The sequence below is a fragment of the Halopseudomonas oceani genome, from assembly GCF_963677335.1.
GTDB classification, from domain to species: domain Bacteria; phylum Pseudomonadota; class Gammaproteobacteria; order Pseudomonadales; family Pseudomonadaceae; genus Halopseudomonas; species Halopseudomonas oceani.
On sequence record NZ_OY781932.1, the window covers coordinates 323499 to 348059 of the forward strand.

25 protein-coding genes are annotated in these 24561 nt (G+C 61.2%); 17 read left to right on the forward strand and 8 right to left on the reverse strand.

Going from position 1 to position 24561, the window contains the following annotated elements; genetic code table 11:
- Window positions 1-305: 305 nt before the first annotated feature.
- From coxB to ACKPCU_RS01460, 4 genes are read left to right on the forward strand one after another with little or no spacing between them, the layout of a single operon-like run.
- Window positions 306-1430, forward strand: coding sequence for a cytochrome c oxidase subunit II (gene coxB, locus ACKPCU_RS01445; RefSeq protein ID WP_321349287.1), 1125 nt, complete (start codon window positions 306-308; stop codon window positions 1428-1430).
- 10 nt (window positions 1431-1440) lie between these two features.
- Window positions 1441-3024 carry a cytochrome c oxidase subunit I gene (ctaD, locus tag ACKPCU_RS01450; RefSeq protein WP_104739108.1) on the forward strand — a complete coding sequence of 528 codons (1584 nt, stop codon included), beginning with the start codon at window positions 1441-1443 and terminating at the stop codon, window positions 3022-3024.
- Between the two features lie 15 nt (window positions 3025-3039).
- Entirely contained in the window at window positions 3040-3606 is a 567-nt protein-coding gene (locus ACKPCU_RS01455; RefSeq protein WP_321349291.1) for a cytochrome c oxidase assembly protein, read from the forward strand.
- Window positions 3607-3635: 29 nt separating this feature from the next.
- Window positions 3636-4523, forward strand: a complete 888-nt coding sequence (locus tag ACKPCU_RS01460; protein WP_321349293.1) for a cytochrome c oxidase subunit 3 — start codon at window positions 3636-3638, stop codon at window positions 4521-4523.
- 21 nt (window positions 4524-4544) lie between these two features.
- Here ACKPCU_RS01460 and ACKPCU_RS01465 read toward each other — a convergent pair whose 3' ends face one another.
- Window positions 4545-4757, reverse strand: coding sequence for a twin transmembrane helix small protein (locus ACKPCU_RS01465; protein ID WP_104739111.1), 213 nt, complete (start codon window positions 4755-4757; stop codon window positions 4545-4547).
- Window positions 4758-4809: 52 nt separating this feature from the next.
- Here ACKPCU_RS01465 and ACKPCU_RS01470 point away from each other — a divergent pair, with 52 nt between their 5' ends.
- From ACKPCU_RS01470 to ACKPCU_RS01490, 5 genes are read left to right on the forward strand one after another with little or no spacing between them, the layout of a single operon-like run.
- Window positions 4810-5574, forward strand: coding sequence for an SURF1 family protein (locus tag ACKPCU_RS01470; RefSeq protein ID WP_321349295.1), 765 nt, complete (start codon window positions 4810-4812; stop codon window positions 5572-5574).
- Window positions 5552-6154 (forward strand): hypothetical protein, encoded by a 603-nt coding sequence (locus ACKPCU_RS01475; RefSeq protein WP_321349297.1) that lies wholly within the window; start codon window positions 5552-5554, stop codon window positions 6152-6154. Before ACKPCU_RS01470 ends, ACKPCU_RS01475 begins: the two co-directional genes overlap by 23 nt.
- Before the next feature lie 3 nt (window positions 6155-6157).
- Entirely contained in the window at window positions 6158-7243 is a 1086-nt protein-coding gene (locus tag ACKPCU_RS01480) for a COX15/CtaA family protein (RefSeq protein WP_321349299.1), read from the forward strand.
- A 24-nt stretch (window positions 7244-7267) separates the two neighbouring features.
- Window positions 7268-8173 carry a heme o synthase gene (cyoE, locus tag ACKPCU_RS01485; protein WP_104739115.1) on the forward strand — a complete coding sequence of 302 codons (906 nt, stop codon included), beginning with the start codon at window positions 7268-7270 and terminating at the stop codon, window positions 8171-8173.
- The gene (locus ACKPCU_RS01490) at window positions 8170-8799 is read left to right on the forward strand and encodes an SCO family protein (protein ID WP_104739160.1); all 630 of its coding nucleotides are present in this window, start codon (window positions 8170-8172) and stop codon (window positions 8797-8799) included. Before cyoE ends, ACKPCU_RS01490 begins: the two co-directional genes overlap by 4 nt.
- Before the next feature lie 7 nt (window positions 8800-8806).
- On the opposite strand, the gene znuB is transcribed toward ACKPCU_RS01490, so the two are convergent.
- Genes znuB through ACKPCU_RS01505 form a run of 3 tightly spaced genes read right to left on the reverse strand, consistent with a single transcriptional unit; the run spans window position 8807 to window position 10846 of the window.
- Window positions 8807-9592, reverse strand: a complete 786-nt coding sequence (gene znuB / locus ACKPCU_RS01495; protein WP_104739116.1) for a zinc ABC transporter permease subunit ZnuB — start codon at window positions 9590-9592, stop codon at window positions 8807-8809.
- Window positions 9585-10355 (reverse strand): zinc ABC transporter ATP-binding protein ZnuC, encoded by a 771-nt coding sequence (gene znuC, locus ACKPCU_RS01500; protein WP_321349304.1) that lies wholly within the window; start codon window positions 10353-10355, stop codon window positions 9585-9587. Before znuC ends, znuB begins: the two co-directional genes overlap by 8 nt.
- Window positions 10352-10846 (reverse strand): Fur family transcriptional regulator, encoded by a 495-nt coding sequence (locus ACKPCU_RS01505; RefSeq protein WP_321349306.1) that lies wholly within the window; start codon window positions 10844-10846, stop codon window positions 10352-10354. Before ACKPCU_RS01505 ends, znuC begins: the two co-directional genes overlap by 4 nt.
- Window positions 10847-10952: 106 nt before the next feature.
- Here ACKPCU_RS01505 and ACKPCU_RS01510 point away from each other — a divergent pair, with 106 nt between their 5' ends.
- Entirely contained in the window at window positions 10953-11852 is a 900-nt protein-coding gene (locus ACKPCU_RS01510) for a zinc ABC transporter substrate-binding protein (protein ID WP_321349307.1), read from the forward strand.
- A 9-nt stretch (window positions 11853-11861) separates the two neighbouring features.
- Here ACKPCU_RS01510 and ACKPCU_RS01515 read toward each other — a convergent pair whose 3' ends face one another.
- Window positions 11862-12389 (reverse strand): metal-dependent hydrolase, encoded by a 528-nt coding sequence (locus ACKPCU_RS01515; protein ID WP_104739120.1) that lies wholly within the window; start codon window positions 12387-12389, stop codon window positions 11862-11864.
- A gap of 319 nt (window positions 12390-12708) precedes the next feature.
- On the opposite strand from ACKPCU_RS01515, the gene ACKPCU_RS01520 reads away from it, so the two are divergent.
- Window positions 12709-14145: an NCS1 family nucleobase:cation symporter-1 gene (locus ACKPCU_RS01520; protein WP_321351707.1), complete on the forward strand. Its 1437-nt coding sequence runs from the start codon at window positions 12709-12711 to the stop codon at window positions 14143-14145.
- Here the strand turns inward: ACKPCU_RS01520 and ACKPCU_RS01525 are convergent, their stop codons facing one another.
- Together ACKPCU_RS01525 and ACKPCU_RS01530 are read right to left on the reverse strand one after the other, a co-directional pair.
- Entirely contained in the window at window positions 14146-15099 is a 954-nt protein-coding gene (locus ACKPCU_RS01525) for a homoserine kinase (protein ID WP_321349311.1), read from the reverse strand.
- A gap of 8 nt (window positions 15100-15107) precedes the next feature.
- Window positions 15108-15392: a DUF2782 domain-containing protein gene (locus tag ACKPCU_RS01530; RefSeq protein WP_104739122.1), complete on the reverse strand. Its 285-nt coding sequence runs from the start codon at window positions 15390-15392 to the stop codon at window positions 15108-15110.
- Between the two features lie 72 nt (window positions 15393-15464).
- On the opposite strand from ACKPCU_RS01530, the gene polA reads away from it, so the two are divergent.
- Window positions 15465-18206: a DNA polymerase I gene (polA, locus tag ACKPCU_RS01535; RefSeq protein WP_321349314.1), complete on the forward strand. Its 2742-nt coding sequence runs from the start codon at window positions 15465-15467 to the stop codon at window positions 18204-18206.
- Window positions 18207-18665: 459 nt separating this feature from the next.
- Here the strand turns inward: polA and yihA are convergent, their stop codons facing one another.
- Window positions 18666-19316, reverse strand: a complete 651-nt coding sequence (yihA, locus tag ACKPCU_RS01540) for a ribosome biogenesis GTP-binding protein YihA/YsxC (protein WP_321349316.1) — start codon at window positions 19314-19316, stop codon at window positions 18666-18668.
- A 320-nt stretch (window positions 19317-19636) separates the two neighbouring features.
- On the opposite strand from yihA, the gene ACKPCU_RS01545 reads away from it, so the two are divergent.
- From ACKPCU_RS01545 to ACKPCU_RS01565, 5 genes are all read left to right on the forward strand, one after another.
- Window positions 19637-20245 carry a c-type cytochrome gene (locus tag ACKPCU_RS01545; RefSeq protein WP_321349318.1) on the forward strand — a complete coding sequence of 203 codons (609 nt, stop codon included), beginning with the start codon at window positions 19637-19639 and terminating at the stop codon, window positions 20243-20245.
- Between the two features lie 163 nt (window positions 20246-20408).
- Window positions 20409-21047 carry a thiol:disulfide interchange protein DsbA/DsbL gene (locus tag ACKPCU_RS01550; protein WP_229744452.1) on the forward strand — a complete coding sequence of 213 codons (639 nt, stop codon included), beginning with the start codon at window positions 20409-20411 and terminating at the stop codon, window positions 21045-21047.
- A 51-nt stretch (window positions 21048-21098) separates the two neighbouring features.
- Window positions 21099-21908 carry an endonuclease/exonuclease/phosphatase family protein gene (locus ACKPCU_RS01555; RefSeq protein ID WP_104739162.1) on the forward strand — a complete coding sequence of 270 codons (810 nt, stop codon included), beginning with the start codon at window positions 21099-21101 and terminating at the stop codon, window positions 21906-21908.
- Between the two features lie 53 nt (window positions 21909-21961).
- Entirely contained in the window at window positions 21962-23677 is a 1716-nt protein-coding gene (locus tag ACKPCU_RS01560) for a GGDEF domain-containing protein (protein ID WP_321349322.1), read from the forward strand.
- Window positions 23674-24558, forward strand: coding sequence for an N-acetylmuramoyl-L-alanine amidase (locus ACKPCU_RS01565; RefSeq protein WP_321349324.1), 885 nt, complete (start codon window positions 23674-23676; stop codon window positions 24556-24558). Before ACKPCU_RS01560 ends, ACKPCU_RS01565 begins: the two co-directional genes overlap by 4 nt.
- Window positions 24559-24561: the final 3 nt, after the last annotated feature.

Below are 24561 nucleotides of genomic sequence, written 5' to 3' on the forward strand. Positions count from 1 at the left end.
TGCGCCTGGCCCCCAGCCAGATCGCCGAATAGAGGCACAACATTGCGAAGGTAAAACCCCTGTCTATACTCGACATGTCGGTAGCCTGTGGGGGAGTTCCGGCCGGGGGTGACTCAACGCGATCTTCGCGCTGCCCATCCTGCGGTTAGGGCAGGCCGTTGAAAAACGTGATCGAGACAGCCAGCGCAAGACCCGGGCAGTTCAGACCTTTTTTCAGCAGCCTGCCTCGGTATCTGCGCAGTGTTTTGCTTGATACCCCCTGTTCGTGCACCGGAAGCGATAAAAACAATAAAGGGGAACCGGGAATGTTGCGAGCTGCAATCACCTGGCCAGTTGGCCTGTCCCTGTCCGCGCTTGGCCTGTCGGCTCAGGCCGAATGGGGTGTCAACATGCGGCGGGGCGTCACTGAAGTCAGTCAGTCCGTGTTCGATCTGCACATGACCATCTTCTGGATCTGCGTGGTCATCGGCGTCGTGGTGTTCGGTGTGATGTTCTGGTCGATGCTGATGCATCGCAAATCCGAGGACAGCAAACCGGCTACCTTCCACGAACACGTCGGCGTGGAAATTCTCTGGACGGTCATTCCGCTGGTCATCCTCATCGTCATGGCGATTCCGGCCACCAAAACCCTGATCGATATCTACGATGCTGACGAAGCCGACGTCGATATTCTGGTCACCGGTTATCAGTGGCGCTGGCAATACCAGTACGTGAACGAAGGGGTCAGCTTCTTCAGCACCCTGACCACGCCCCGGGATGAAATCACCAACGTCAGCGCCAAAAGCCCAGATTACCTGCTGGAAGTCGACAATCCACTGGTTATCCCGGTCGGCAAGAAGGTGCGCTTCCTGGTGACCGCCTCCGACGTTATCCACTCCTGGTGGGTACCTGATTTCGCAGTTAAGAAAGACGCCATCCCCGGCTTTATCAACGAGGCCTGGACCCGGGTTGAAGAGCCCGGCATCTATCGCGGTCAGTGCACCGAACTGTGCGGCAAGGACCACGGTTTCATGCCGGTGGTGGTACAGGTGCTGCCACAGGATGAATACGATGCCTGGCTGGCAGAGCAGAAAGCAGCGGCCGCCAGAGAGGCCGAACTGCGCGAGAAAGACTGGACGCTGGCAGAGCTGGTCGAGCGCGGCGAAAAAGTCTACGCCACCGCCTGCGCCTCCTGCCACCAACCCAACGGCGAAGGCCTACCTCCGATGTTCCCGGCCCTCAAGGGCAGCCCCGTCGTTACCCAGGACATGGCAGAGCACCTGAATGTAGTACTGCACGGGCGGCCCGGCACCGCGATGGCAGCCTTCGGCAAGCAGCTGTCTGAAGTCGACGTCGCTGCCGTCATCACCTTCGAGCGCAACGCCTGGGGCAACGACACCGGCGAAATGCTCTCCCCCGTCGATGTGCTGAAAGCCAAAGAAGGCCAATAGGAGACCTGCCATGAGTGCTGTGATCGATACCCATCACCACGACCATGCCCACGGTCCGGCCAAGGGCCTGATGCGCTGGGTGCTGACGACCAACCACAAGGACATCGGCACCATGTACCTGTGGTTCAGCTTTGCCATGTTCCTGCTCGGCGGCTCGATGGCCATGGTGATTCGCGCCGAACTGTTCCAACCGGGCCTGCAACTGGTGCAGCCCGAGTTCTTCAACCAGATGACCACCACCCACGGCCTGATCATGGTGTTCGGCGCGGTCATGCCCGCCTTCGTCGGCCTGGCCAACTGGATGATTCCACTGATGATCGGCGCGCCAGACATGGCCCTGCCGCGGATGAACAATTTCAGCTTCTGGCTGCTGCCGATGGCCTTCGGGCTGCTGGTATCGACATTGTTCATGGAAGGGGGCGGCCCGAACTTCGGTTGGACCTTCTATGCACCGCTGTCGACGACTTACGCGCCGCCCAGCGTCACCTTTTTCATCTTCGCCATTCACCTGGCGGGCATCAGCTCGATCATGGGCGCAATCAACATCATCGCGACCATCCTCAACCTGCGCGCCCCCGGCATGACGTTGATGAAGATGCCGCTGTTCGTCTGGACCTGGCTGATTACCGCCTTCCTGCTGATCGCCGTCATGCCGGTACTGGCCGGCGTGGTGACCATGATGCTGATGGACATCCACTTCGGTACCAGTTTCTTCAATGCGGCCGGCGGCGGCGACCCGGTCATGTTCCAGCACATTTTCTGGTTCTTCGGCCATCCCGAGGTCTACATCATGATCCTGCCGGCGTTCGGTGCGGTCAGCCAGATCATCCCGACGTTCAGCCGCAAGCCGCTGTTCGGGTATACCTCGATGGTCTACGCCACCGCGTCGATCGCCTTCCTGTCGTTTATCGTCTGGGCGCACCACATGTTCACCGTCGGTATTCCGATTACCGGCGAGCTGTTCTTCATGTACGCCACCATGCTGATCGCCGTCCCGACCGGGGTGAAGGTATTCAACTGGGTGACCACCATGTTCCGCGGCGCGCTGACCTTTGAAGCGCCCATGCTGTTCGCCGTGGCCTTCGTCATCCTGTTCACCATCGGCGGTTTCTCCGGCCTGATGCTGGCGATTGCGCCGGCCGACTTCCAGTATCACGACACCTATTTTGTTGTCGCACACTTCCACTACGTGCTGGTACCGGGTGCGATCTTCGGCATCTTCGCCTCGGCTTACTACTGGCTGCCCAAGTGGACCGGCCACATGTACGACGAGACGCTGGCCAAGACCCATTTCTGGATGAGCTTCATCGGCATGAACCTGGCGTTCTTCCCGATGCACTTTGTCGGTCTGGCCGGGATGCCCCGGCGGATTCCCGATTACAACGTGATGTTCGCCAACTTCAACATGCTGTCGTCGATTGGTGCCTTCATGTTCGGGGTTACTCAGTTGCTGTTTTTGTTCATCGTCATCAAGTGCATCAAGGGCGGCAAGAAGGCAGCAGCCAACCCGTGGGAGGGCGCCGAAGGGCTGGAGTGGACGGTGCCGTCACCTGCGCCCTATCACACCTTCACCACCCCACCCGAGGTGAAATGAGCGGAGGCGCTGGCCATGAGCGAGCAGCAGTCCAACAAACCGGTAGTCATGCGTCTGGTTCTGACCGTGGTCGGCATGTTTGCCTTCGGCTTTCTGATGGTGCCGTTGTATGACGTGATGTGCGATGCCTTGGGCATCAACGGCAAGACCAGCGGCACCGCCTATCAGCAGGAAGTGGAGCACATCGACGACAGCCGCACGCTGCGGGTGCAGTTCGTCACGACCCGGGCGCAGGGCATGTCCTGGGACTTCAGTCCGAATGCTGAGCAACTGAGCCTGCATCCGGGAGAAACCCGCGAGATGCTGTTCTATGCCCACAACCCGACTGACCGGCCGATGGTAGCGCAAGCCATTCCCAGCGTTTCGCCATCCAAGGCCGCTGCTTATTTTCACAAGACCGAATGCTTCTGTTTTACCCAGCAGGTGTTGCAACCGGGGGAAAGCGTGGAGATGCCGGTGCGCTTCATTGTCGACCCGGCCCTGCCAGTCGACGTGAAACACCTGACTCTGGCCTACACCCTGTTTGATGTTTCGGAGCGGATGCCTGACAAGCTGGCGAGCGCGTCAGCCCAGGCTCACTGAGCACGATTGCCGGATAAGGAGAACAACAGATGGCCAATCACGAAACCTATTATGTCCCGGCACAGAGCAAGTGGCCGATCATAGCCTCGGTCGGCCTGCTACTGACCGTCTTTGGCGGCGGCAGCATGATGAATGGCGATACCGCAGGTGCTGGTGGCAGCCTAGGTAAATGGATCTTCTTTGCCGGCGCCCTGACCATTGCCTACATGATGTTCGGCTGGTTCAGCAACGTCGTGAAGGAAAGCCGCGAGGGGCTCTACAGCGCGCAGATGGATCGTTCGTTCCGAATGGGCATGGGCTGGTTCATCTTTTCCGAAGTGATGTTCTTTGCCGCGTTCTTCGGTGCCCTGTTCTACGTGCGCACCTTCGCCGGCCCGTGGCTCGGCGGCGAAGGTGACAAGGGCGTTGCCAACATACTGTGGCCGGAGTTCAGCTTCCAGTGGCCGCTGATGGTCAACCCCGATCCGGCTGCCTTCCCCGGCCCGAAAGAGGTGATCAGTGCCTGGCAACTGCCGCTGCTCAACACCATCCTGCTGATCTCCTCCAGCGTGACGGTGACCTTCGCCCACCATGCCTTACGGGCTGACAAACGGGCCGCCACCAAGGCCTGGCTTGGCCTGACTGTAGCGCTGGGCACCGCGTTTCTGATACTTCAGGCGCTGGAATACCAGCACGCCTATCACGACCTGGGGCTGACCCTGAACTCCGGCATTTACGGCGCGACCTTCTTCATGCTGACCGGTTTCCACGGGGCCCACGTCACCATGGGCACGCTGATTCTGGCGATCATGCTGATCCGCATCACCAAAGGCCACTTCACGCCCCAACATCATTTCGGCTTCGAGGCGGCCAGCTGGTACTGGCACTTCGTGGATGTGGTCTGGGTCGGCCTGTTCATCTTCGTTTACATCTTCTAAGCAATGCGAGCGCGCATGTTTTCAATGCAGCCAGGGCGTGTTCCAGACCAGGTTGCCCGACCAGAAGCCCCAGGCGATCAGGCCTACCAGCAGGATCGTCAGGGTGATGCGCACGCTCAGGGCGGTAACCAGTCGTCCGCTCCCGTCACTGTCTTTCATCAGGAAAAACAGCCCGCTAAACAGACTGATCACAATCAGCACCAGCAGGATCAAAATGGCCAATTTGAGCCACATGGCCGTCCCCTTCTTGTTGTTATGGTCGGCTCCAGTATAGCGAGGGCAGACCATGCTGCTTGCTGAGTCCTCCCTGCGCAGCCGGCGTTTCGCACCAGGCTGGCCGCTCTGGCTGTTCACCTTGCTTCTGCTGCCGGTGTTGCTCGGCCTTGGCAGCTGGCAACTGCAGCGGGCGACCGAAAAGCGCGCCATGCAGGCGTCGATTGATGCCCTGCATCAGACCCCGGCACGGCCAGTCGCAGCCTTCGCGCAGACGCAGCCGTCCGACTGGCAGCCGCTGATTCTACGCGGCCAACTGGACCCTCGGCATATCTGGCTGCTCGACAACCGGACCCGTGACGGGCGCGCCGGTGTCGAGGTCCTGCAGGCCTTCCAAGACACCAGTGGCCGTTGGCTGCTGGTCAACCGGGGCTGGCTGGCCTGGCCCGACCGGCGCCAGCCACCGCAGGTGACGACACCCGCTGGCGAGCTGCAACTGCTGGCCGAAAAGCTGCCCGCCAAGGGCGCTGGCTGGCGCCCCGGCAATCATCAATGCAACGCGCAGCGCGGCCCCTGTGTGCTGGCTCAGCTCGACCTGGCAGCGTTGCGCGAGGAGTCCGGTATTGCCCTGCAAGACTGGAGCGTCCGTCTGACTGGCGAAGGCTCAACCGCTGCGCTGCAGCTCGAGTGGCCAGCGCTGCCGATGAGCGCCAGCCGCCATACCGGGTATGCAATCCAGTGGTTCAGCCTTGCCGCAGCGCTGATCGCACTGTTTATCTGGGCCGGTTTTCGGCCTGACCATCGGGGGAATAATAATGATGAGCCTGACCGAGCCTGACCAGACCCGACAACGCCCGCGCGGCCAGCTCAAGCTGCTGGCCGTGATTGCCGTAGTCGTAGTACCCATTCTGATCGCCGCGCTGATGGCGCACTTTCGCATCGGCGTACCTCAGGCGCACTCGAACAAATCCGCCATGGTTGAACCGGCCGTTCAGGTCAGCGACTGGCAACTGGCGCTTGAGCCCGTCGGCTATGGCGCGCCCTGGCGACTGGTGGTGACGCATACAGGCGCCTGCGAGCGCGAGTGCATGGCGCTGATCCACGAAGCACGGCAGATCAACGTGGCCGTCGGCCGCGAGGCAGATCGCGTTGAGCATGTACTGGCCTCTCCAGTTGCCCTGCGTGACGATGAGCTTGCCCGGCTGGAGACCGAATTCCCGCGGCTCCAGCGCACCCGCTTCGACAGCAACGCCTACCTGCACAGCCTGCAGACTCAGCCCGACAGCTGGTTGATCGGTCCACAGCTATGGCTGGTTGACCCGCTGGGGCGGGTAGTGTTGCACCACAGCAACAGCCAGCCCGGCAAAGACCTGCTAGATGACCTCAAGCGACTGCTGAAACTCTCGAAGGTGGGCTGAGCCATGCGCAAACCGGGCTACAAACTCGCTCTGGCAGGGACCGCACTCTGCTTTATCGTCGTGATTCTCGGTGCCTACACCCGGCTGGTTCACGCCGGACTCGGTTGCCCTGACTGGCCCGGCTGTTACGGTTTTCTGACCGTACCGCAGAGTGATCATGCGCTGGAGGCAGCGCAGCTGCGCTTCCCGGACGACCCGGTAGAGGCCTTCAAGGCCTGGGCCGAAATGATCCACCGCTACGCCGCCGGGACACTCGGTCTGGTCATTCTCAGCCTGGCGCTGATCGCTATCAGGCAACGCCGCAACCCCGACTACCCTACTGGTTTGTGCCTTGGCCTGCTGGCGCTGGTGGTGTGTCAGGCGCTGTTCGGCATGTGGACCGTTACCCTCAAGCTCTGGCCACAGGTGGTGACCGCACACCTGCTCGGCGGCTTCGCCACCCTGAGCCTGCTACTGCTGCTGGTGTTGCGACTGTCCGGTCGCCTGCCAGCGCTCATGCCAAGCCGAGCACTGGTACGGCTGCGCACGCTGGCAAAGTTGACGCTGGCGGTGGTGATCCTGCAAATCATGCTCGGCGGCTGGACCAGTACCAACTACGCGGCCGTGGCCTGCATCGACCTGCCAACCTGCCACGGCGAGTGGTGGCCGGAGATGGATTTTCACACCGGGTTTAACCTGCTGCACCAGGAAATCGGCCCGAACTACCTTGGCGGCATGCTGGAAGGACCGGGGCGCACCGCCATCCATTTCACCCACCGCCTCGGTGCGCTGCTGACCTCTTTCTTTGTGCTGCTGCTCGGCTGGCAGCTCTGGCGGGCGCGACTGCGTGGGCTTTCCGTCCTGCTGAGCCTGGCCCTGATGGCGCAGGTCAGTCTCGGCATCACCAACGTACTGGCAGCGCTGCCGCTGGCAGTGGCCGTTGCTCACAATGGCATGGCCGCCTTGTTGCTGCTTTGCACCCTGACCGTCAACTACCGGGTGCGCGCACCGGCACCGGCGCGGGTAAAACTGGTAGCCAAACCACAGCATGCGCTGGCGGGTCGGCTGCTGGGCAGCCATACTGCGAGAACAACAACACAGGTGCGCTAAACGTACCGACAGGGGGAACAGACCATGGCGAGCATCTCTCACGCGGCGCAGGTCAGGGCTGGCTGGCGCGACTATCTGGAGCTGACCAAACCCAAGGTCGTCGCCCTGATGATCATCACTTCGGCCATCGGCATGCTACTGGCCAGCGAGCAGGCAGTACCCTGGAGTACCCTGCTGCTCGGCAATCTCGGCATCGCCCTGTGCGCTGGTTCTGCCGCTGCGGTGAATCACGTGGTCGACCGCCGGATCGACATTCATATGGCGCGTACCCAGCGGCGCCCACTGGCGCAGGGCCGCGTCGAGCCGCTGGACGCAGTGCTGTTCGCCATCCTGCTCGGCAGCGCCGGGCTGGCGGTCCTGCTGTCATGGACGAACGCGCTCACGGCGTTACTGACCTTGGCGTCGCTGCTCGGCTATGCACTGATTTACACAGCCTTTCTCAAGCGCGCAACGCCGCAAAACATCGTCATTGGCGGTGTCGCCGGCGCGGCTCCGCCGCTGCTTGGCTGGACCGCCGTCACCGGGCAGATACAAGCCGAAGGGTTACTGCTTGTGCTGATCATCTTCGCCTGGACACCGCCGCACTTCTGGGCCCTGGCGATTCATCGCAAGGCAGAATATGCCAAGGTAGACATTCCAATGCTGCCGGTTACGCACGGCGAGCACTACACCAAGCTGCACATTCTGCTGTATACCTTTATCCTGCTCGCTGTGAGCCTGTTGCCGTTCGTGATCCACATGAGCGGCCCGCTCTATCTGGTGGCCGCAGTGGCGCTGGGCCTGCGCTTTATCGACTGGGCCATCGCCCTGCTGCGCGACAGCCGTCCGCACGCGGCCATCAAGACCTTCAAGTATTCACTGTGGTACCTGCTGTGGCTATTTGTAGCCCTGTTGCTGGACCACTATATCGAGGTGGCTGGATGGCTTTGACCGGGGTACAGAAAACCGTACTGGTGTGCGTGGCCAGCATTGCGCTGGTAGTGGGAGCAGTCGTCAACAAGGTGATGCAACCAGCGCCGCTGGATCGCACCTCACTGCAACAGGCAGGTATCTACCTGTTCGACAATCCAAGGCCGATTCCCGACATCCGCCTGCAATCGGCAGCGGCCCAGCCTTGGGGGCGCGACAACCTGAATGGCCAGTGGGACCTACTGTTTTTCGGCTACACCTTCTGCCCTGACATCTGCCCGACCACTCTGGCAGAGCTGCGGCAGTTGATGCAAAAGCTGCCCGAGACTGCTCGCAGCCAACTGCAGGTTACGTTTATCAGCGTTGATCCGAACCGCGACACGCCGGAGCAGATGGCAACCTATCTGAACTTTTTCAACGCCGGCTTCGCTGGCGCAACCGGCGAGTCAGAGCAGTTGGCAACACTGGCCAAGGCCCTGTCGATTGCCTATATCGAGCCGGACACCAGCAGCGAAAACTACTTGGTCGATCACAGCGGTCAGGTGGTGATTGTTGATCCCAGCGGCCGCTACGTCGGCTTTATCCGGCCGCCTCTGGACACCGACAAACTGGCCCAGTGGCTGCCACGGATAATGAGCGCGGAATAGGCTCTGGTCAGGCGCGGCGAGGGATCGCCAGCGCCAGCATGAACATCGCCGCTGCGCAGACCACAATCGAAGGTCCTGCCGGGGTATCCAACTGCCAGGACAGCGCCAGACCACCGAGCACCGCCAGCATGCCGAGTACGCTGGCACCCAATGCCATCTGCTCCGGCGTGCGCGCATGGCGCTGCGCCGCCGCTGGCGGAATGATCAGCAGCGAGGTAATCAGCAGCACGCCCACTACCTTCATCGCCACCGCAATGACGATGGCGATCAGCAGCATCAAGGCAAGCCGGATCGCCGTTACCGGCAACCCCTCAACCCGCGCCAGCTCCTCATGTACGGTAATCGACAGCAGACTGCGCCAAAGCAGACTCATCAGGACCAGCACGACCATCAGGCCACCCAGCATCCAGCCGAGTTCATTCAGGCTAATGGCGAGTAGATCCCCGAACAGATACGCCATCAGGTCAACCCGGACGTTTTCGGTCAGCGCCAGCACCACCAGCCCAAGCGACAGGGTACTGTGCGCCAGAATCCCCAGCAGGGTATCGCTGGCCAGCCACTCCTTGTGCTGCAGGGCGACCAGCAGCACCGCGATCAACACACAGCCTACCGTCACCGCCAGCGTCAGATTGATGTCCAGCAACATGCCCAGCGCGACGCCGAGCAGCGCCGAGTGTGAAAGCGTGTCACCGAAATAGGCCATCCGCCGCCAGACCACAAAGGAACCCAGCGGACCGGCCACCAGCGCCAGCGCCAGCCCGGCCAACAGCGCGTAAACAAGAAAATCAGGCATGCTTGCAGTCAGGTCCGTGGCTGTATTCGTGGGGCACTACTTCGCCGTGCAGATCATGGGCGTGGTCGTGATGGTGGTTGTAGACGGCAAGGGCACTGGCCTGCTCGCCGAACATGGCAACAAAGGCCGGGTCGAGGCTGACCTGCTCGGGATGACCCGAGCAGCAGACGTGACGGTTGAGGCAAACCACCGTATTGGTGGTCGCCATGACCAGGTGCAGATCGTGGGAAACCATCAATACGCCGCAACCATAGCGGTCGCGCAGTCGGGTAATCAGTTGATACAGCTCGATCTGGCCATTGACGTCAACGCCCTGTACCGGCTCATCGAGCACCAGCAGATCGGGCTGGCGCAGCAGTGCCCGCGCCAGCAGGATACGCTGCAGCTCGCCACCGGACACCTGCTGCAGTGGCCGCGCAATAAGATGCTCAGCTCCCACCTCTGCCAGCGCCGCCTCAACCGCGGGACGCTTGGTTCCAGGCACCAGCAGCAGAAAACGCAGTACCGTCAGTGGCAGCGACGGATCAATCTGCAGCTTCTGCGGCATATAGCCGATGCGCAGTCGCGAACGTCGCCAGACCTTGCCCCCGCTCGCCTTGAGCAGTCCGAGCACGATCCGCACAAGACTGGTCTTGCCGGCGCCATTGGGGCCAATCAGAGTGACGATCTCGCCACGCCTGACGCTCAGGTTCACGCCCTCTAGCACGTCGGTCGCGTTCAGCCGCAGACTGACATTGCTGAGTGACAGCAGCTCGTCCTTCATGCCACCGCCTGACACTGGGCACACAGCCCGCTGACCTCAACGGTTTCGCTACTCACACTAAAGCCATGCGCCGCAGCAGCCTCGGCAATAGCGTCGCTGATAGTGGATTGCGCCAGCTCAATCGCGATATGGCAATTCAGGCAGATCAGAAAGTGGCCCTGATGACGATGCTCCGGGCTCGGGCAACCAATGAAGGCGTTCAGCGAAGCAATACGGTGAACCAGTCCCTGCTCCTGCAGAAAGTCCAGCGCCCGGTATACCGTTGGCGGCGCGGCACGACGACCGTCATCGCGCGACAGGGTCTCCAGAATATCGTACGCACCGAGCGGTTTGTGGCTCTGCCATACCAGCTCAAGTACCCGCTTGCGCAGTGCGGTGAAGCGCGCACCGTCACGGGCGCACACCTGCTCGGCCGCAGAAAGTGCATGACTGACACAATGCGCATGATTATGCGGTTGCTGGGGATCGGGAAGGTGCTGAGAGTCGCTCATGGTCTGCCTCGCTGGCTGCGCCGCAGTGCCGTTTGGCGGCGGGGGTCGTTTCAGAGGTCAATGGGCTGTTATCATATAACAGTTCTGATTCCCGAGGTATTCCCCCATGTTGATCCGTTCCCTGCTGGCACTGACCGCCGGCCTGCTGCTCTCGCTCTCCGCCCTGGCAGACAGTCGCGTGCTGACCAGCATCAAGCCGATCCAGCAGATCAGCGCCGCCCTGCTCGACGGTATCGACGAGCCCGCCGTGTTGCTGCCGCCCGGCGCCTCTCCCCACGCCTTTGCACTGCGCCCCTCAGACCGCCGCGCCCTGGCTACCGCCGAGCGAATCTACTGGATCGGCCCCGATCTGGAGCGTTTCCTCGATAGCCTGCTGCACGACAATCCGCAGGCACGCGAGCTGATGAAGGTCCCGGGCTTGAGCCTGCGCGAATTCGATGAAGAGCACGCCGAACACGGTCACGACGACCACCACCACGACGCCGACAACCTGGACCCCCACATCTGGTTGTCACCGACCAATGCGCTGGCCATCGCCCGCTGGATGAAAACCGATCTGGCGCCGCTGTATCCGGAGCAGCAGGCTCAACTCGACGCCAACCTGCAGCAGTTCGAAACCCGCATCAGCGCCGTGGAACAACAGCTCCAGGCCCGTTTTGCGCCGCTCAAGGCCAAGCCTTACTTCGTGTTCCATGATGGTTATGGCTACCTGGAAGAGTACCTCGGCATCGAACACCGCGGCGTCTTTACCCTGGCCCACGAGATCCAGCCTGGTGCACGCCACGTCAACAGCCTGCGCGAACAGCTACGCAGTGCTGGCCGCGCCTGTGTGTTCAGCGAGCCACAGTTTACCCCGCGGCTGGTTGCCAGCCTGACCGAAGGTCTGCCGGTCGAAACCGCCCAGCTCGATCCGTTGGGCGCAAACGTCGCCATCAGTGCAGACGGCTACATTAAGCTGCTCGAGACGCTGACCAGCAGTTGGGCAGGCTGCCTGGAGTCACTGTAAAAACCGCGATCAGCGGCCCTCGACGGCCGTCGCATCAGGCATCCAGCTGCGCCTGATGCGCCAGCGCCAAAACGCCCAGCCGCAGATCGCTAGTTCGACCAGAAAGACCCAGTGCACGACGAAGTTCAGCCACCATGGCTTGTAACGGGCGGTGACCGTGACCAGCGCAAAGCGTTGGTCAACGAAGGGAGCCAGCCACCAGATGTCCCCGGCCAACGTATCCAGCAACACGTGCAGCATGCCGCCCAGACTGAAAGTCAGGGCCAGCCAGCTAACCACCGACCTACTGCGAAAACGCATCAGCACCAGTGACCCGGCAATCAGCCCCAGCCAGAGCAACGGCCAGTGACTTGGGTAGCGATGGTGGTGCTTCATGCCCATATCGACGAAGTGGAAATAGAACATATCGAAGTCCGGCGCGACGGCGCCCAGCATGCCAGCAATCAGAAGCCAAAAGGGCCGCATGGGCAAACAGCGCGCACGCTCCACCAAGTAACTGGAAAGAACGTAGCCGGATGGCAGGTGGGCAATCAGCATGCAACAGCAACTCCGGGACGACGACACGGGATTGTATCGTTACCTGCGCTAAGACTCCCGCTGACGCGACTGGTTCGCTTTTCGTATAAAGCCACCTTCTCTTGGCGGCCAAGCACATCCTTGGCACCCGCCTGCAGCGCCTTCGCCAAAACAATTGCATACAATTGAACAGATAATTGTGCACAATACGCGGCTGATCGACCTGAAAACAGCAATCAGCCACTGAACCTGCGATATCGACGCAAGGTCGGCTCTAGCCGATTTTCGGAACAGAATCTGCAGCGTGACCGGCGCACACAACAAGATGCAGGCAGCAGCCATGAACAACGATGACTATCAGATCACGCACATTGACCCAACACTACACAACGAGGATCTCGCCCCCTTGCCGCCAGGCAAACGCCACTGGGGCTGGTTCGAGATATTCAACGTGTGGTCCAACGATATTCAGAGCCTGTTCGGCTATACCCTCGCCGCCACACTCTTCATATCCTACGGACTGAGCGGCTGGGCAGTGCTCGCCGGCATCGTACTGGCCGGCTTTATCGTCATGGGCCTGGTCCAGCTGACCGGCAAACCAAGTGTGAGGTACGGTATTCCCTTCCCTGTTATGGCCCGGTCCAGCATGGGTGTGCGCGGTGCCAACTTCCCGGCTCTGGTCCGAGGTATCGTCGCGATTTTCTGGTATGGCGTGCAAACCTACTTTGCATCAACCGCGCTCGCGCTGCTGCTCAATGCGCTGCTGGAGCCTGCCGTGGACGCCCCAACGCTGCTCGGCATCACCGCTATCGGTTGGATTTCGTACTGCCTGGTCTGCGCGTTTCAGGTGCTGCTGTTCGTCCGCGGCATGGCCTGGATTACCCGCTTCCTGAACTGGGCTGGCCCGCTGGTCTACCTGGTGATGATCGCCCTGATGATCATCATCTGGTATCAGGCGGGCCCTAGCCTGCTGACCGAACTGGGTACCATTTTCAGTGGTAGTGGGGAGTATGAGGCAGGCCCGGTAGCCGCTTTCTTCGCCGTGGTCGGCACCATGGTGGCCTACTTCGCTGCAGTGGTTATCAACTATGGCGACTTTGCCCGCTTCGTCAAAAGCGAAAGGCAGATGACCGTCGGCAATCTTCTCGGGCTGCCGGTAAGTCTGGCGATCTTCTCAATCATAGCGCTGGTGATCACCGCAGGTACCGTCGTCGTCTTCGGCGAGACGCTGACCAACCCAACCGACATCATCGCCCGCGTCGACAACCTCACCCTGACCATCATCGCCGCGTTGACCTTCTTCGCCGCAACCGTTGGCATCAACCTGGTCGCAAACTTCATCCCGCCCGCCTACGATATTGCCAACCTTGCGCCGGCCCACATCAGCGCACGTACCGGTGGCTTTATCACAGCAGCCATTGCCTTTTTCATTGGCGCCCTGTGGGTAGCGTTCATCAGCCAGGTAGGTGTAGCGGCCTTTGTCGATACCCTCGGGGCGATTCTGGCACCGCTCTACGGGATCATCGTTGCCGACTACTACCTCGTTCGCAAGCAGCACCTGAACCTGCAGCACCTGTTCAGCGCGCAACCAGGCACCGACTATTACTTCAGCAAGGGCTGGAACCGCAAAGCCATGATCGCGTTCGCGGTCGCCTCAATTTTCTCTGTCGCCTCGGTATGGGTCCCTGCGGTTAGCCAGCTACACGGGTACGCGTGGCTGCTTGGCGCCGTGCTTGGAGCTGCGCTGCACTATCTGTTGATGCTTAACCATCGCTGACTAGAGCGCCAGCGGCAGTCTGATCTCCACCGTCTGATGACGCTGCAGCAGTTGCAGAAAGTGCCCTGGATCCTTGACCAGCACCCCAGCCTGGCCCGCATGACGCTCTGCCGCGATCTGCCGCGACAACCAAAAGCGCAACGCAGCCAGCCGCAGCATGTCAGGCCAGCACGCCTGTTCGGTCGGGGTAAAGCCGCGCAGTGCAGCATACCCAGCCAGCAACGCACGCGTGCGCCGCGGCTCCAGTGCCCCAGCCTGATCCAGACACCAGTCATTGACCGCAATGGCGACATCGTAGAGTGCCCAGCCGCTGGCGGCGTTATAGAAATCGATAACGCCGCTCAAATGGTGGCCGTCAAACATCACATTGTCGCGAAACAGATCCGCATGCAGGACGGCCCGGGGCAGCTCCGGCACCTGTTGCTGCCAACCGCCAATCAATTCAATCAGCGGCTGCAGCAACGCAACGGTTGATGCGGGCTGGCGCGCCAATTGCTCGCTCGCCTGAGCCCGCATCCACGCCAGGCCACGCTCGCTCTGACGGGTCAGAGAGGTAACCCTGGTTGCGGCATGCAGCTGCGCCAGCCAGCGACCAACTGCTTCACAGTGCGCGGCATCCGGCCGTTCGACATGCTGCCCGGCCAGCCGCGGCTGCAGCAGCGCCTGCTTGCCGTTGAGTTGATGCAGCGCGTTACCCTGTCGGTCAGCGACGGCATACGGCACCGCAAGACCAGCCTGGTGCAGGCAGTCGAGCAGTTCGACAAAGAACGGCAAGGCCTGGGGATCACCCCGCTCGATCAGGGTGAGAACAAACTCCCCGCCGATACAGCTGACGAAAAAGTTGCTGTTTTCGCTGCCCCCATCGATGCCCTGAAAGTCGATTAGCCGACCGACCTCAAACCCGGCCAGAAAGGCGTCCAGCTGCTCGCGGCTGACCGGGGTAAAAACGGACATACCTCAGCTCACCATTCGAAGATTTTCCACGACGGAATACGCAAGCCGTTGGGCTGGTCGGAACGGACGTAGTTACCATCCTCATCCACCGCCACCAGGTAATAGGGCGCGCCGGTTTTCGGCGTTACCTTGATGGCATAGAGAAAACCGTTAACCCGGTATTCCTCGACCGTGCGATCACCTTCCTGACGGATGGTTACCTCAGGCTCGGTAGGAACCGCGTCCTGCGCCATGACCGAAACACTGCCCAACAGCAGGAAAGCGGCCAATCCAAAGCCAAGTTTGCGAATCATGTTAGTCTTGTCCTTTGCTTGAGTGATGTGCCCATTCTAGCCCCAATGACTCTCAAATTGTTGACCTGACGCATGACAGATACTACTCCGCTCGTCCTCGTGGACGGCTCGTCCTACCTTTATCGCGCCTTCCACGCCTTGCCACCGCTGACCACCAGCAAGGGCTTGCCTACCGGTGCGGTCAAAGGCGTTCTGAACATGCTCAAGAGTCTGCGCAAGCAGTACCCGAACAGCCCCTTCGCCGTGGTCTTCGACGCCAAAGGGCCGACCTTCCGCGACCACATGTTCGAACAGTACAAATCGCACCGCCCGCCAATGCCAGACGAGCTGCGTGCTCAGATCGAGCCGCTGCACGCGGCGGTGCGCGCACTCGGGCTGCCGCTACTGTGCGTTGAGGGCGTCGAGGCCGACGACGTTATCGGCACCCTGGCAAGGCAGAGCGCCGACGCCGGCCGCGAGGTCGTGATCTCCACCGGCGACAAGGACATGGCCCAACTGGTCGACCAGCACATCACGCTGGTCAACACCATGACCAACACGGTCATGGATATCCAGGGCGTACACGACAAGTTCGGCATTGGCCCGGAGCTGATCATCGACTACCTGGCGCTGATGGGCGACAAGGTCGATAACATTCCCGGTGTGCCCGGCGTCGGCGAGAAGACTGCACTGGGCCTGCTGACTGGTGTGGGCGGCGGTCTGGACGTCATCTACAGCAGTCTCGACAAGGTGCCGGAACTGCCGATTCGCGGCGCCAAGAAGCTGCCGGAGAAGCTGGAAGAACATAAGGAGATGGCCTACCTCTCCTATCAGTTGGCGACCATCAAGCTGGACGTCGAACTGGAGGTCAGGGCCGACGCCCTGATGCCGGGCGAGGTCGACCGCGATGCGCTGATCGAGTTGTACCGCGAAATGGAATTTAAAACCTGGCTGGACGACCTGTTGCGTGAAGCCAAGGCTGATTCCAGCGCAGACACTGGCAGCGAGCCCAGCTCAGAAACCGAAAAGCGCTACGAAATCATCACCGAGCAGGCCGACTTTGAGCGTTGGCTGGACAAACTGAAGAGCGCAGAGCTGTTTGCCTTTGATACCGAAACCACCAGTATCGACGCCCAGCGCGCCGAGCTGGTCGGCGTTTCGCTGGCGGTCGAAGCCAACGAAGCCGCCTATATCCCGGTCGCGCACAGCTACATGGGCGTACCCGACCAGCTGGATCGCGACGTGGTGCTGGCCGCACTCAAGCCGTATCTGGAAGACCCGAACAAGGCCAAGGTCGCGCAGCACGCCAAATACGACATCAATGTGCTGGCCCATTACGATATCCGCGTGCAGGGCGTGGCGTTCGATACCATGCTCGAATCCTATGTGCTCGATGCCACCGCAACGCGCCACGATATGGACAGTCTGTCGCTCAAGTATCTGGGCCAGAGCACCATCAAGTTCGAAGAGATCGCCGGCAAGGGCAGCAAGCAGCTGACCTTCGATCAGATCGCGCTGGAACAGGCCGGCCCCTATGCCGCCGAAGACGCCGACGTGACCCTGCGCCTGCACCAGGCCCTGTGGGCCAAACTGCAGCCACTGCCATCGCTGGCCAAAGTACTGCAGGACATCGAAATGCCGCTGATGCCGGTACTGGCCGGCATCGAACGCAACGGCGCGCTGGTTGACGCCAAGCTGCTCGGCGAACAGAGCATCGAGCTGGGCGAGAAAATGGTGGCACTGGAGCGCCAGGCATTCGAGCTGGCCGGTGAGGAGTTCAACCTCGGCTCACCCAAGCAGCTGGGCGCCATTCTGTATGAAAAGCAGGGCCTGCCGGTGCTGTCGAAAACCGCCAAAGGCCAGCCGTCGACTGCTGAAGCAGTGCTGGCCGAGCTGGCCGAGCAAGGCTTCGAGCTGCCACAGGTGATCATGCAGTATCGTAGCGTCAGCAAGCTCAAGAGCACCTACACCGACCGCCTGCCGGAGCAGATCAACCCGCGCACAGGACGCATCCACACCTCCTACCATCAGGCAGTAGCGGCGACCGGGCGACTGTCATCTTCTGACCCGAACCTGCAGAACATTCCGATCCGCACTGCCGAAGGGCGCCGCATCCGCCAGGCCTTTATCGCCCCCAAGGGCTATAAGCTGCTGGCGGCGGACTATTCACAGATCGAGCTGCGGATCATGGCCCATCTTGCGCAGGACGCCGGCCTGCTCGATGCCTTCCGCCACGACCTCGACGTTCACCGCGCCACTGCCGCTGAAGTGTTCGGCGTGCCGCTTGAGGAGGTCACCAGCGACCAGCGCCGCAGCGCCAAGGCGATCAACTTCGGGCTGATCTACGGCATGAGCGCCTTTGGGCTGGCCAAACAGATCGGGGTCGACCGTAAGCAGGCCCAGGCCTATATCGATCGCTATTTCGCCCGCTATCCTGGCGTATTGGCCTATATGGAGCGCACTCGGGAACAGGCAGGCGAGCAGGGCTACGTTGAGACCCTGTTCGGTCGCCGTCTGTACCTGCCGGAAATTCATGCCAAAAACCAGGCCATGCGCAAGGCCGCCGAGCGCACCGCCATCAACGCGCCAATGCAGGGCACCGCTGCCGACATCATCAAGCGCGCCATGATCAAGGTAGCCCAGTGGCTGGACGACAGCGCGCTGGACGCCCGCGTGATCATGCAGGTGCACGACGAACTGGTGCTGGAAGTGCGTGAAGACCAGATCGAGGCCGTCAGCCAAGGTCTCAAGGAACGAATGGGGCAGGCCGCAGAACTGGACGTACCACTGGTGGTCGAGGTCGGCGTGGGCGACAACTGGGACGAGGCACACTGAGGGCGGCCCTTTGGGCCGAGCTGCAAGCTGCAAGCTGCAAGCTGCAAGCTGCAAGCTGCAAGCTGCAAGCTTAATCAGGATGTGCGCGATAGCGAGGTGGTCAACGGTTTTCTAGTCGCTTTACTGCGACACGTCATCTCAAGAAAGTCCGCGTGGCTCGCCCCCGCGCCGGCCCAACTTGCGGCTTGAGGCTTGCAGCTTGCGGCTGAAAACGGCAGCGCCTAAGCGCTGCCGTTTTCATAATCTTTCCGTCTAAAACTTTTTTTGAACTTATCCCGAACCTGCCCGGTCAGAACTTATGAACGGCTTAAGAGCCATTCATGCTCCTTAGATGTGATTTAGTGTTGGCAGAAAACCGGGCACTCCCTTTCCTAGCACAGCCCGGTTCGTTGAACCCCGAGCCTCCCTCCCCATAGAAGCTCGGGGTTTTTTTTATCTTTTTTTGCCAACCCCGGCGCGTCAGGACTCCCCGTCTGCCTGACCAGCTTCGACTTCCGGCGGGAACAACCAGCCCGCCAGTACCTCATGGGCCTGCTCAACCCCTTGTCGCTTGGGTGACGAAAACAGCTGCACAGTCGCGTCGGAACGCAGCTCCTTGCGCATCCTCGCCTGCACCTTGAGTAACTCATTCTTGGCTGCCCCAAAGGCCAGCTTGTCGGCCTTGCTCAGCAGCACATGGGCCGGAATACCGCTTTTGCGCGCCCATTCCAGCATCATGCAGTCAAAATCGGACAGCGGGTGGCGCAGATCCATCACCAGCACCAGGCCAGCCAGACTATGTCGCCCGGTCAGGTAGGCATCCAGGTGCTGCTGCCAGTGCGCCTTTAGCTCCAGCGGTACCTTGGCGTAGCCATAACCGGGCAAATCGACCAGCCGACGCTCTTCGTCAAGGCGAAAGAAGTTGATCAACTGCGTGCGTCCCGGCGTTTTTGAAGTGCGCGCCAGCCGAGCATGGGTCAAGGTATTGAGTGCGCTGGACTTGCCCGCATTGGAACGCCCCGCGAAGGCCACTTCCAGTCCGATATCAGGTGGGCACTGGGTAACCAGGCTCGCACTTTTGATGAAAGTCGCTTGCTGGCAAAGAGAAACAAGAGGAGTACTGGGGGACATGGGATTTCCATTTTGGCCGGCATGCTAGGACCGGCACTGATGACATTCACGTTTGCGGCGCGCTTAGTATATAATGCCGCGGTTGTGGGAAGCACGGATGAATTGGCCAGCGTCAAGACGCACCGCCAACCACCTGCATCCCGAGGACTCATGAGCGTCGCAGGTGCGGCCAAGGGTGCGGCATTTCAGCCATTGCACCCCGGGCAGCGCGCCGCTAGCATGGGCACACAATCACGGCTGCCTGCCATGATAACGCGGTCAACAAGGCCGGACTGCAGGCACTGCCAACCGTTTTCCTTTAGCCGTTATTGGATTAGCCGATGAATAAATTACTCGTTAGTCTGGCGTTGACCCTGGGTGTCGCCACTGCCGCGCACGCCGTTGAGGGTAACGCTGAAGCTGGCCAGGCCAAGGCTGCCGTGTGCGGCGCCTGCCACGGTGCAGACGGCAATAGCCCTGCGCCAAACTTCCCGAAGCTGGCCGGCCAGGGCGAGCGCTACCTGCTCAAGCAGATCACTGACATCAAGGAAGGTCGTCGCACTGTGATCGAAATGACCGGCATCCTTGACGGCATGAGCGAGCAGGACATGGCTGACGTAGCGGCATACTTCGCATCCCAGACCGCTAGCCTGGGCGCAGCCGACCCGGCGCTGGCTGCTCGTGGCGAAGAGATCTTCCGCGGCGGCAACCTGGAAACCGGCCTGCCGGCTTGCACCGGTTGCCACTCGCCGACTGGTCAGGGCAACCCGCCGGCAGGTTATCCGCACCTGGCTGGCCAGCACGCAACCTACACTGCCAAGCAGCTGACCGACTTCCGCGAAGGCAACCGCACCAATGACGGCGACAACATGATCATGCGCACCGTCGCCAGCCGCCTGAGCAATAAGGATATTGAGGCTGTTGCCAGCTATATCCAGGGCCTGCGTTAAGCGCTCGCATCGTTGCAGAAAAAAGGGGTAGCCGATGGCTACCCCTTTTTTTCATGGGTCCTTTGCAGCCGTAATCCGACGCTACAGTTACGTCTGGTAATCACGGAATCTTTCCTCTACTGTCGGGTCTGAAACCTGTCACTACCCCGTTATGGAGAACTACATGCGTGCGTTGTTCAGCGTTGCCCTGATCTGGCTGCTCGGCAGCTTTGCTCTGGCTCAGGCCCAGGAGGCCACCTATCAGGAAGGCGTGCATTACGTGGTCCTGCCAAACCCGGCCCCCACCCAGGATCCGGACAAGATTGAGGTCGCCGAGCTGTTCTGGTACGGCTGCCCGCATTGCTACGCCTTCCAGCCGACCATCGAAGCCTGGTCCAAGACTCTGCCAGAAGACGTCAACTTCCGCCCGGTTCCGGCCATGTTCGGCGGACTGTGGAACAAGCACGGTCAACTGTTCTACACCCTGGAAAGCCTCGGCAAGCTGGAAGAAACCCATGACGCCGTGTTCAGCGCGATTCACCGCGAAAGGAATCATCTCGACAGCGAAGACGCCATGATCGAATTCCTCGAACCCTATGGCATCACCCGGGATCAATTCGAGCGGGCCTGGTCGTCGTTCGGCGTCAAGAGCCGCGTCGAACAGGCCGGACGCCTGGCCCGTGACTACCGCGCCACCGGCGTGCCTTGCCTGATCGTCAACGGCAAATACCGCATCGAAGGCAAGATGGCCGGCACCTTCGAAAACATGCTGAAGATTGCCGAGTACCTGGTCGAGCAGGAACGCCAGGCCAACCAGGGCTAAATCATGCTGTCCGTCGGCAATATCAGCTCGACCCGCACCACCCGGGGCCACATGGCACCGGGTGAGCTGCGGATCAACAGCCAGTGCCAGACCGACCAGCGCCCCCTCCCGGAAATACTGCGCCTGTTGAGTTTCAATATTCAGGTCGGCATCAACACCCAGAAGTACCACCACTACCTGACCCGCAGCTGGCAGCACCTGCTGCCCAGCGCCAGCCGTCAGCACCAACTGGGCAGAGTTGCCCAGTTACTGAACGAGTTTGACCTTGTTGCCCTGCAGGAGGTAGACGGCGGAAGTCTGCGCTCCGGCTTCGTCAATCAGGTTGAGCACCTCGCCAGGGAAAGTGGTTTCCCTTACTGGTATCAGCAATTGAACCGTAACCTTGGCCGCTTCGCCCAACACTCCAACGGGCTGCTGAGCCGTTATGCTCCCGACCTGCTGGAAGACCACAAGCTGCCGGGTATTCTGCCAGGCCGTGGCGCCATCCTGACCCAGTTCGGACAGGGCGAGAACTCCTTGCTGGTGGTCATGATGCACCTGGCGTTGAGCACCAAAGGGCGCGCCAACCAGCTTGCCTATGTTCGCGAGCGCATAGCCGATCACCGCCACGTCGTCTTGATGGGTGACATGAACACCCACGCCGAAGATCTGCTGCAGCACTCGCCGCTGAAAGGAGCGAACCTCCAGGCCCCAGACCTGCCCGGCACGTACCCCAGCTGGAAACCGGCTCGGGTGCTGGATCACATTCTGGTCAGCCCCAGCCTCAGTGTCGAACAGGTTGATGTGCTGCCTCAGGCCATTTCCGACCACCTGCCGGTCGCCATGCACATCAAATTGCCCTCGCCGCTGTGTAAAGGCTAGTCAGCAGAGTTGCATCACCTATAATCTCTGGGACATAAATCCCTGGAGCACCCATGCCGGACACCCACCCTATCGCCAACGGCTCGTACCAGCATTCTGAGCCTGGCGAGCAGACGGAACTGCTCAAGCGAGGATTGGTGCGGGTCAGCATTGCTGCGTCAGGTATCGACTCACTGCTCGACAAGCGCCTGAAGGAGTTACGCCGGGCCCTGCACGCAGACTCACCGCCCAGCATGCTCGCCGAACTGCTGCCGAAACTGGAGCACGCTGTTCTGAGCGCCGATCAGCGCCGCCAGGAGCGTGCCAGCAACATCAGCAAAAGTCTGCACGGCATCATCGAACAGCTTCAGGACAACGAGCCTCCGCGCGACACGGCCAAGGCGCTGCGCGACCTTGACCGGCGCCTCAACGATCTTGCCGAGCTGCCACGCCAGCTCGACAGCATTCTCGGCGACCTGCAGCAGCTGCAGGGTCACACCCTGGCCAGCGAACCCAGCCCAGAACCGGCCAACCTCTGGGGACGCCTGTTCGGCCGCGGCGAGCGCCGCAGCGAAAGCGACGAGGCTGCCGAGGAGATTCAGGCCGAGGCGGAGACCACCGAAACCAGCGACGCGAGCCCGACCGATGACGACCCGGCAGCCACCGCAGACGATCTCAGCGAGCTACCCGCACCATCACCGAAAGTCTCTGGCAACCTCAGCGGCGCAGAGCAGAACTTCTCTCAAGTTGCTGCTCACATCGAATCCATACTGCTCCGCCTGCTCAACGACCTGGAGGTCATGGAGACCCAGCAGTCCATCCGCGACCGCCTGCGCGAACAGGTCAGTCGCGGCCTGAACTGGTATGAGCTGGCCGCTCTGCTGGACAGCCTGTCTACCGTCATACTGGGCTCTCAGGAAAGCCGCCAGGCAGAGTTCGAGCACTATCTGCAGCAGCTGAATCAGCGACTTAGTCAGTTTCAGGGCAGCCTGGAGGAAGCGCAGTCTAACTACAGTGGCTCGCTTGAGGCCGAGCGCGAACTCGCCGGCGACATCCGCAGCCAGGTAGAAGGGCTCAATAACAACGTCCGCGACGCCGACGACCTGACCACCCTCAAGGCGAACGTCGAGTTACGGCTGAACTCGCTGCTGGAAAACATCGACAAGGCCCGCGAGCTGCGCGAAGAGCGTGACAGCCAGGTGTCGGCCCAACTGAACACCATGGTCGAGCGCATCCAGGTAATGGAGCTGGAGGCCAAGACCTTCCGCCGCCACCTCGAAGAGCAGCGGCGCCAGGCCATGCTCGACAGTCTGACCGGCCTTGCCAACCGCGCTGGCCTGCAGCGCCGCATGGAAGAAGAGCACGAGCGCTGGCAGCGCTATGGCGGCCGCCTGTTGCTGGTCGTGCTCGACGTTGACCACTTCAAGTCCATCAATGACCGTTTTGGCCATCTGGCCGGCGACAAGGTGCTGCGTCTGATCGCCCAGCAACTGTCACGCCGGCTGCGCAAGACCGACTTCATCGGCCGTTTCGGCGGTGAGGAGTTTGTCATCCTGATGCCGGGCGTCACCCCTGAGCAGGGTGCAACCGCGCTTGAGGAACTGCGCAGCGGCATTGAACACACCCCGTTCCACTTCAAGAACGAGCCGGTACCGGTGACCATTTCCATCGGCTACACCGAGTTCCGTGATGGCGACACACTGGATGGCACCTTCGACCGCGCCGACCAGGCCATGTACCGGGCCAAGCAGGATGGCCGAAACCGGATCGTCGCTGCCGATACCCCATGAGTTCACTCGTGCGTCCTGTCCTGCTGCTCTGCTGCACCGTCTTTCTGGCCGCCTGCGGCTCGGAGCTGGTCATCGACACTCGGTATCAGGCCAGCAGCCAGGACAGCCGCGCTCAATACATCATCCTGCACTACACCTCGTCGGGGTTTGAGCGCTCGCTGCACACCCTCACCCAGCGGGATGTCAGCAGCCACTACCTGATCAGCGATTACGACCCGGTCATCTATCGACTGGTCGACGAGAACCAGCGCGCCTGGCATGCCGGCGAAAGCAGCTGGCAGGGACGAACCTGGCTGAACAGCAGCTCTATCGGTATCGAGCTGGTGAACCCCGGCTACACCGATGAAGCTGCATGTCGCCGCTGGCATCCCTGGGACCAACGGCAGATCGACGCACTTATCCGCCTGCTACGCGATGTTGAACAGCGCCACGGTATTGCGCCGGAGCGCGTACTGGGGCACAGCGACATTGCCCCCCAACGCAAGGTCGATCCGGGCCCGCGTTTTCCCTGGGCCCAGTTGGTCGCCGCTGGCGTTGCTACCGGAGCAGATCCTCAGCGCACACGGGTCATGCGCCAGTGGCTTGCCGGACGCACCCCTGCGGTCAGTTGGTTCCAGCAGAGCCTGCACGACTGGGGCTACGAGGTGCCACTGCACGGCGAGCTGGACGAGGTGACCCGCAATGTCATCGCCGCCTTTCAGATGCGCTATCGCCCGGCCCGCTTCAATGGCATTCCCGACAGCGAGACCGCTGCCATCCTGGCCGCTCTGGTGCCTGACCAGGCCAGCCACCTGTTGAATCAGCGCGACCCCGAATGGTATCAGGCGCCCGAACACGCGCTCGCACCACGGTTGCCACCCTGCACCGTCGACCGGGACTGATCC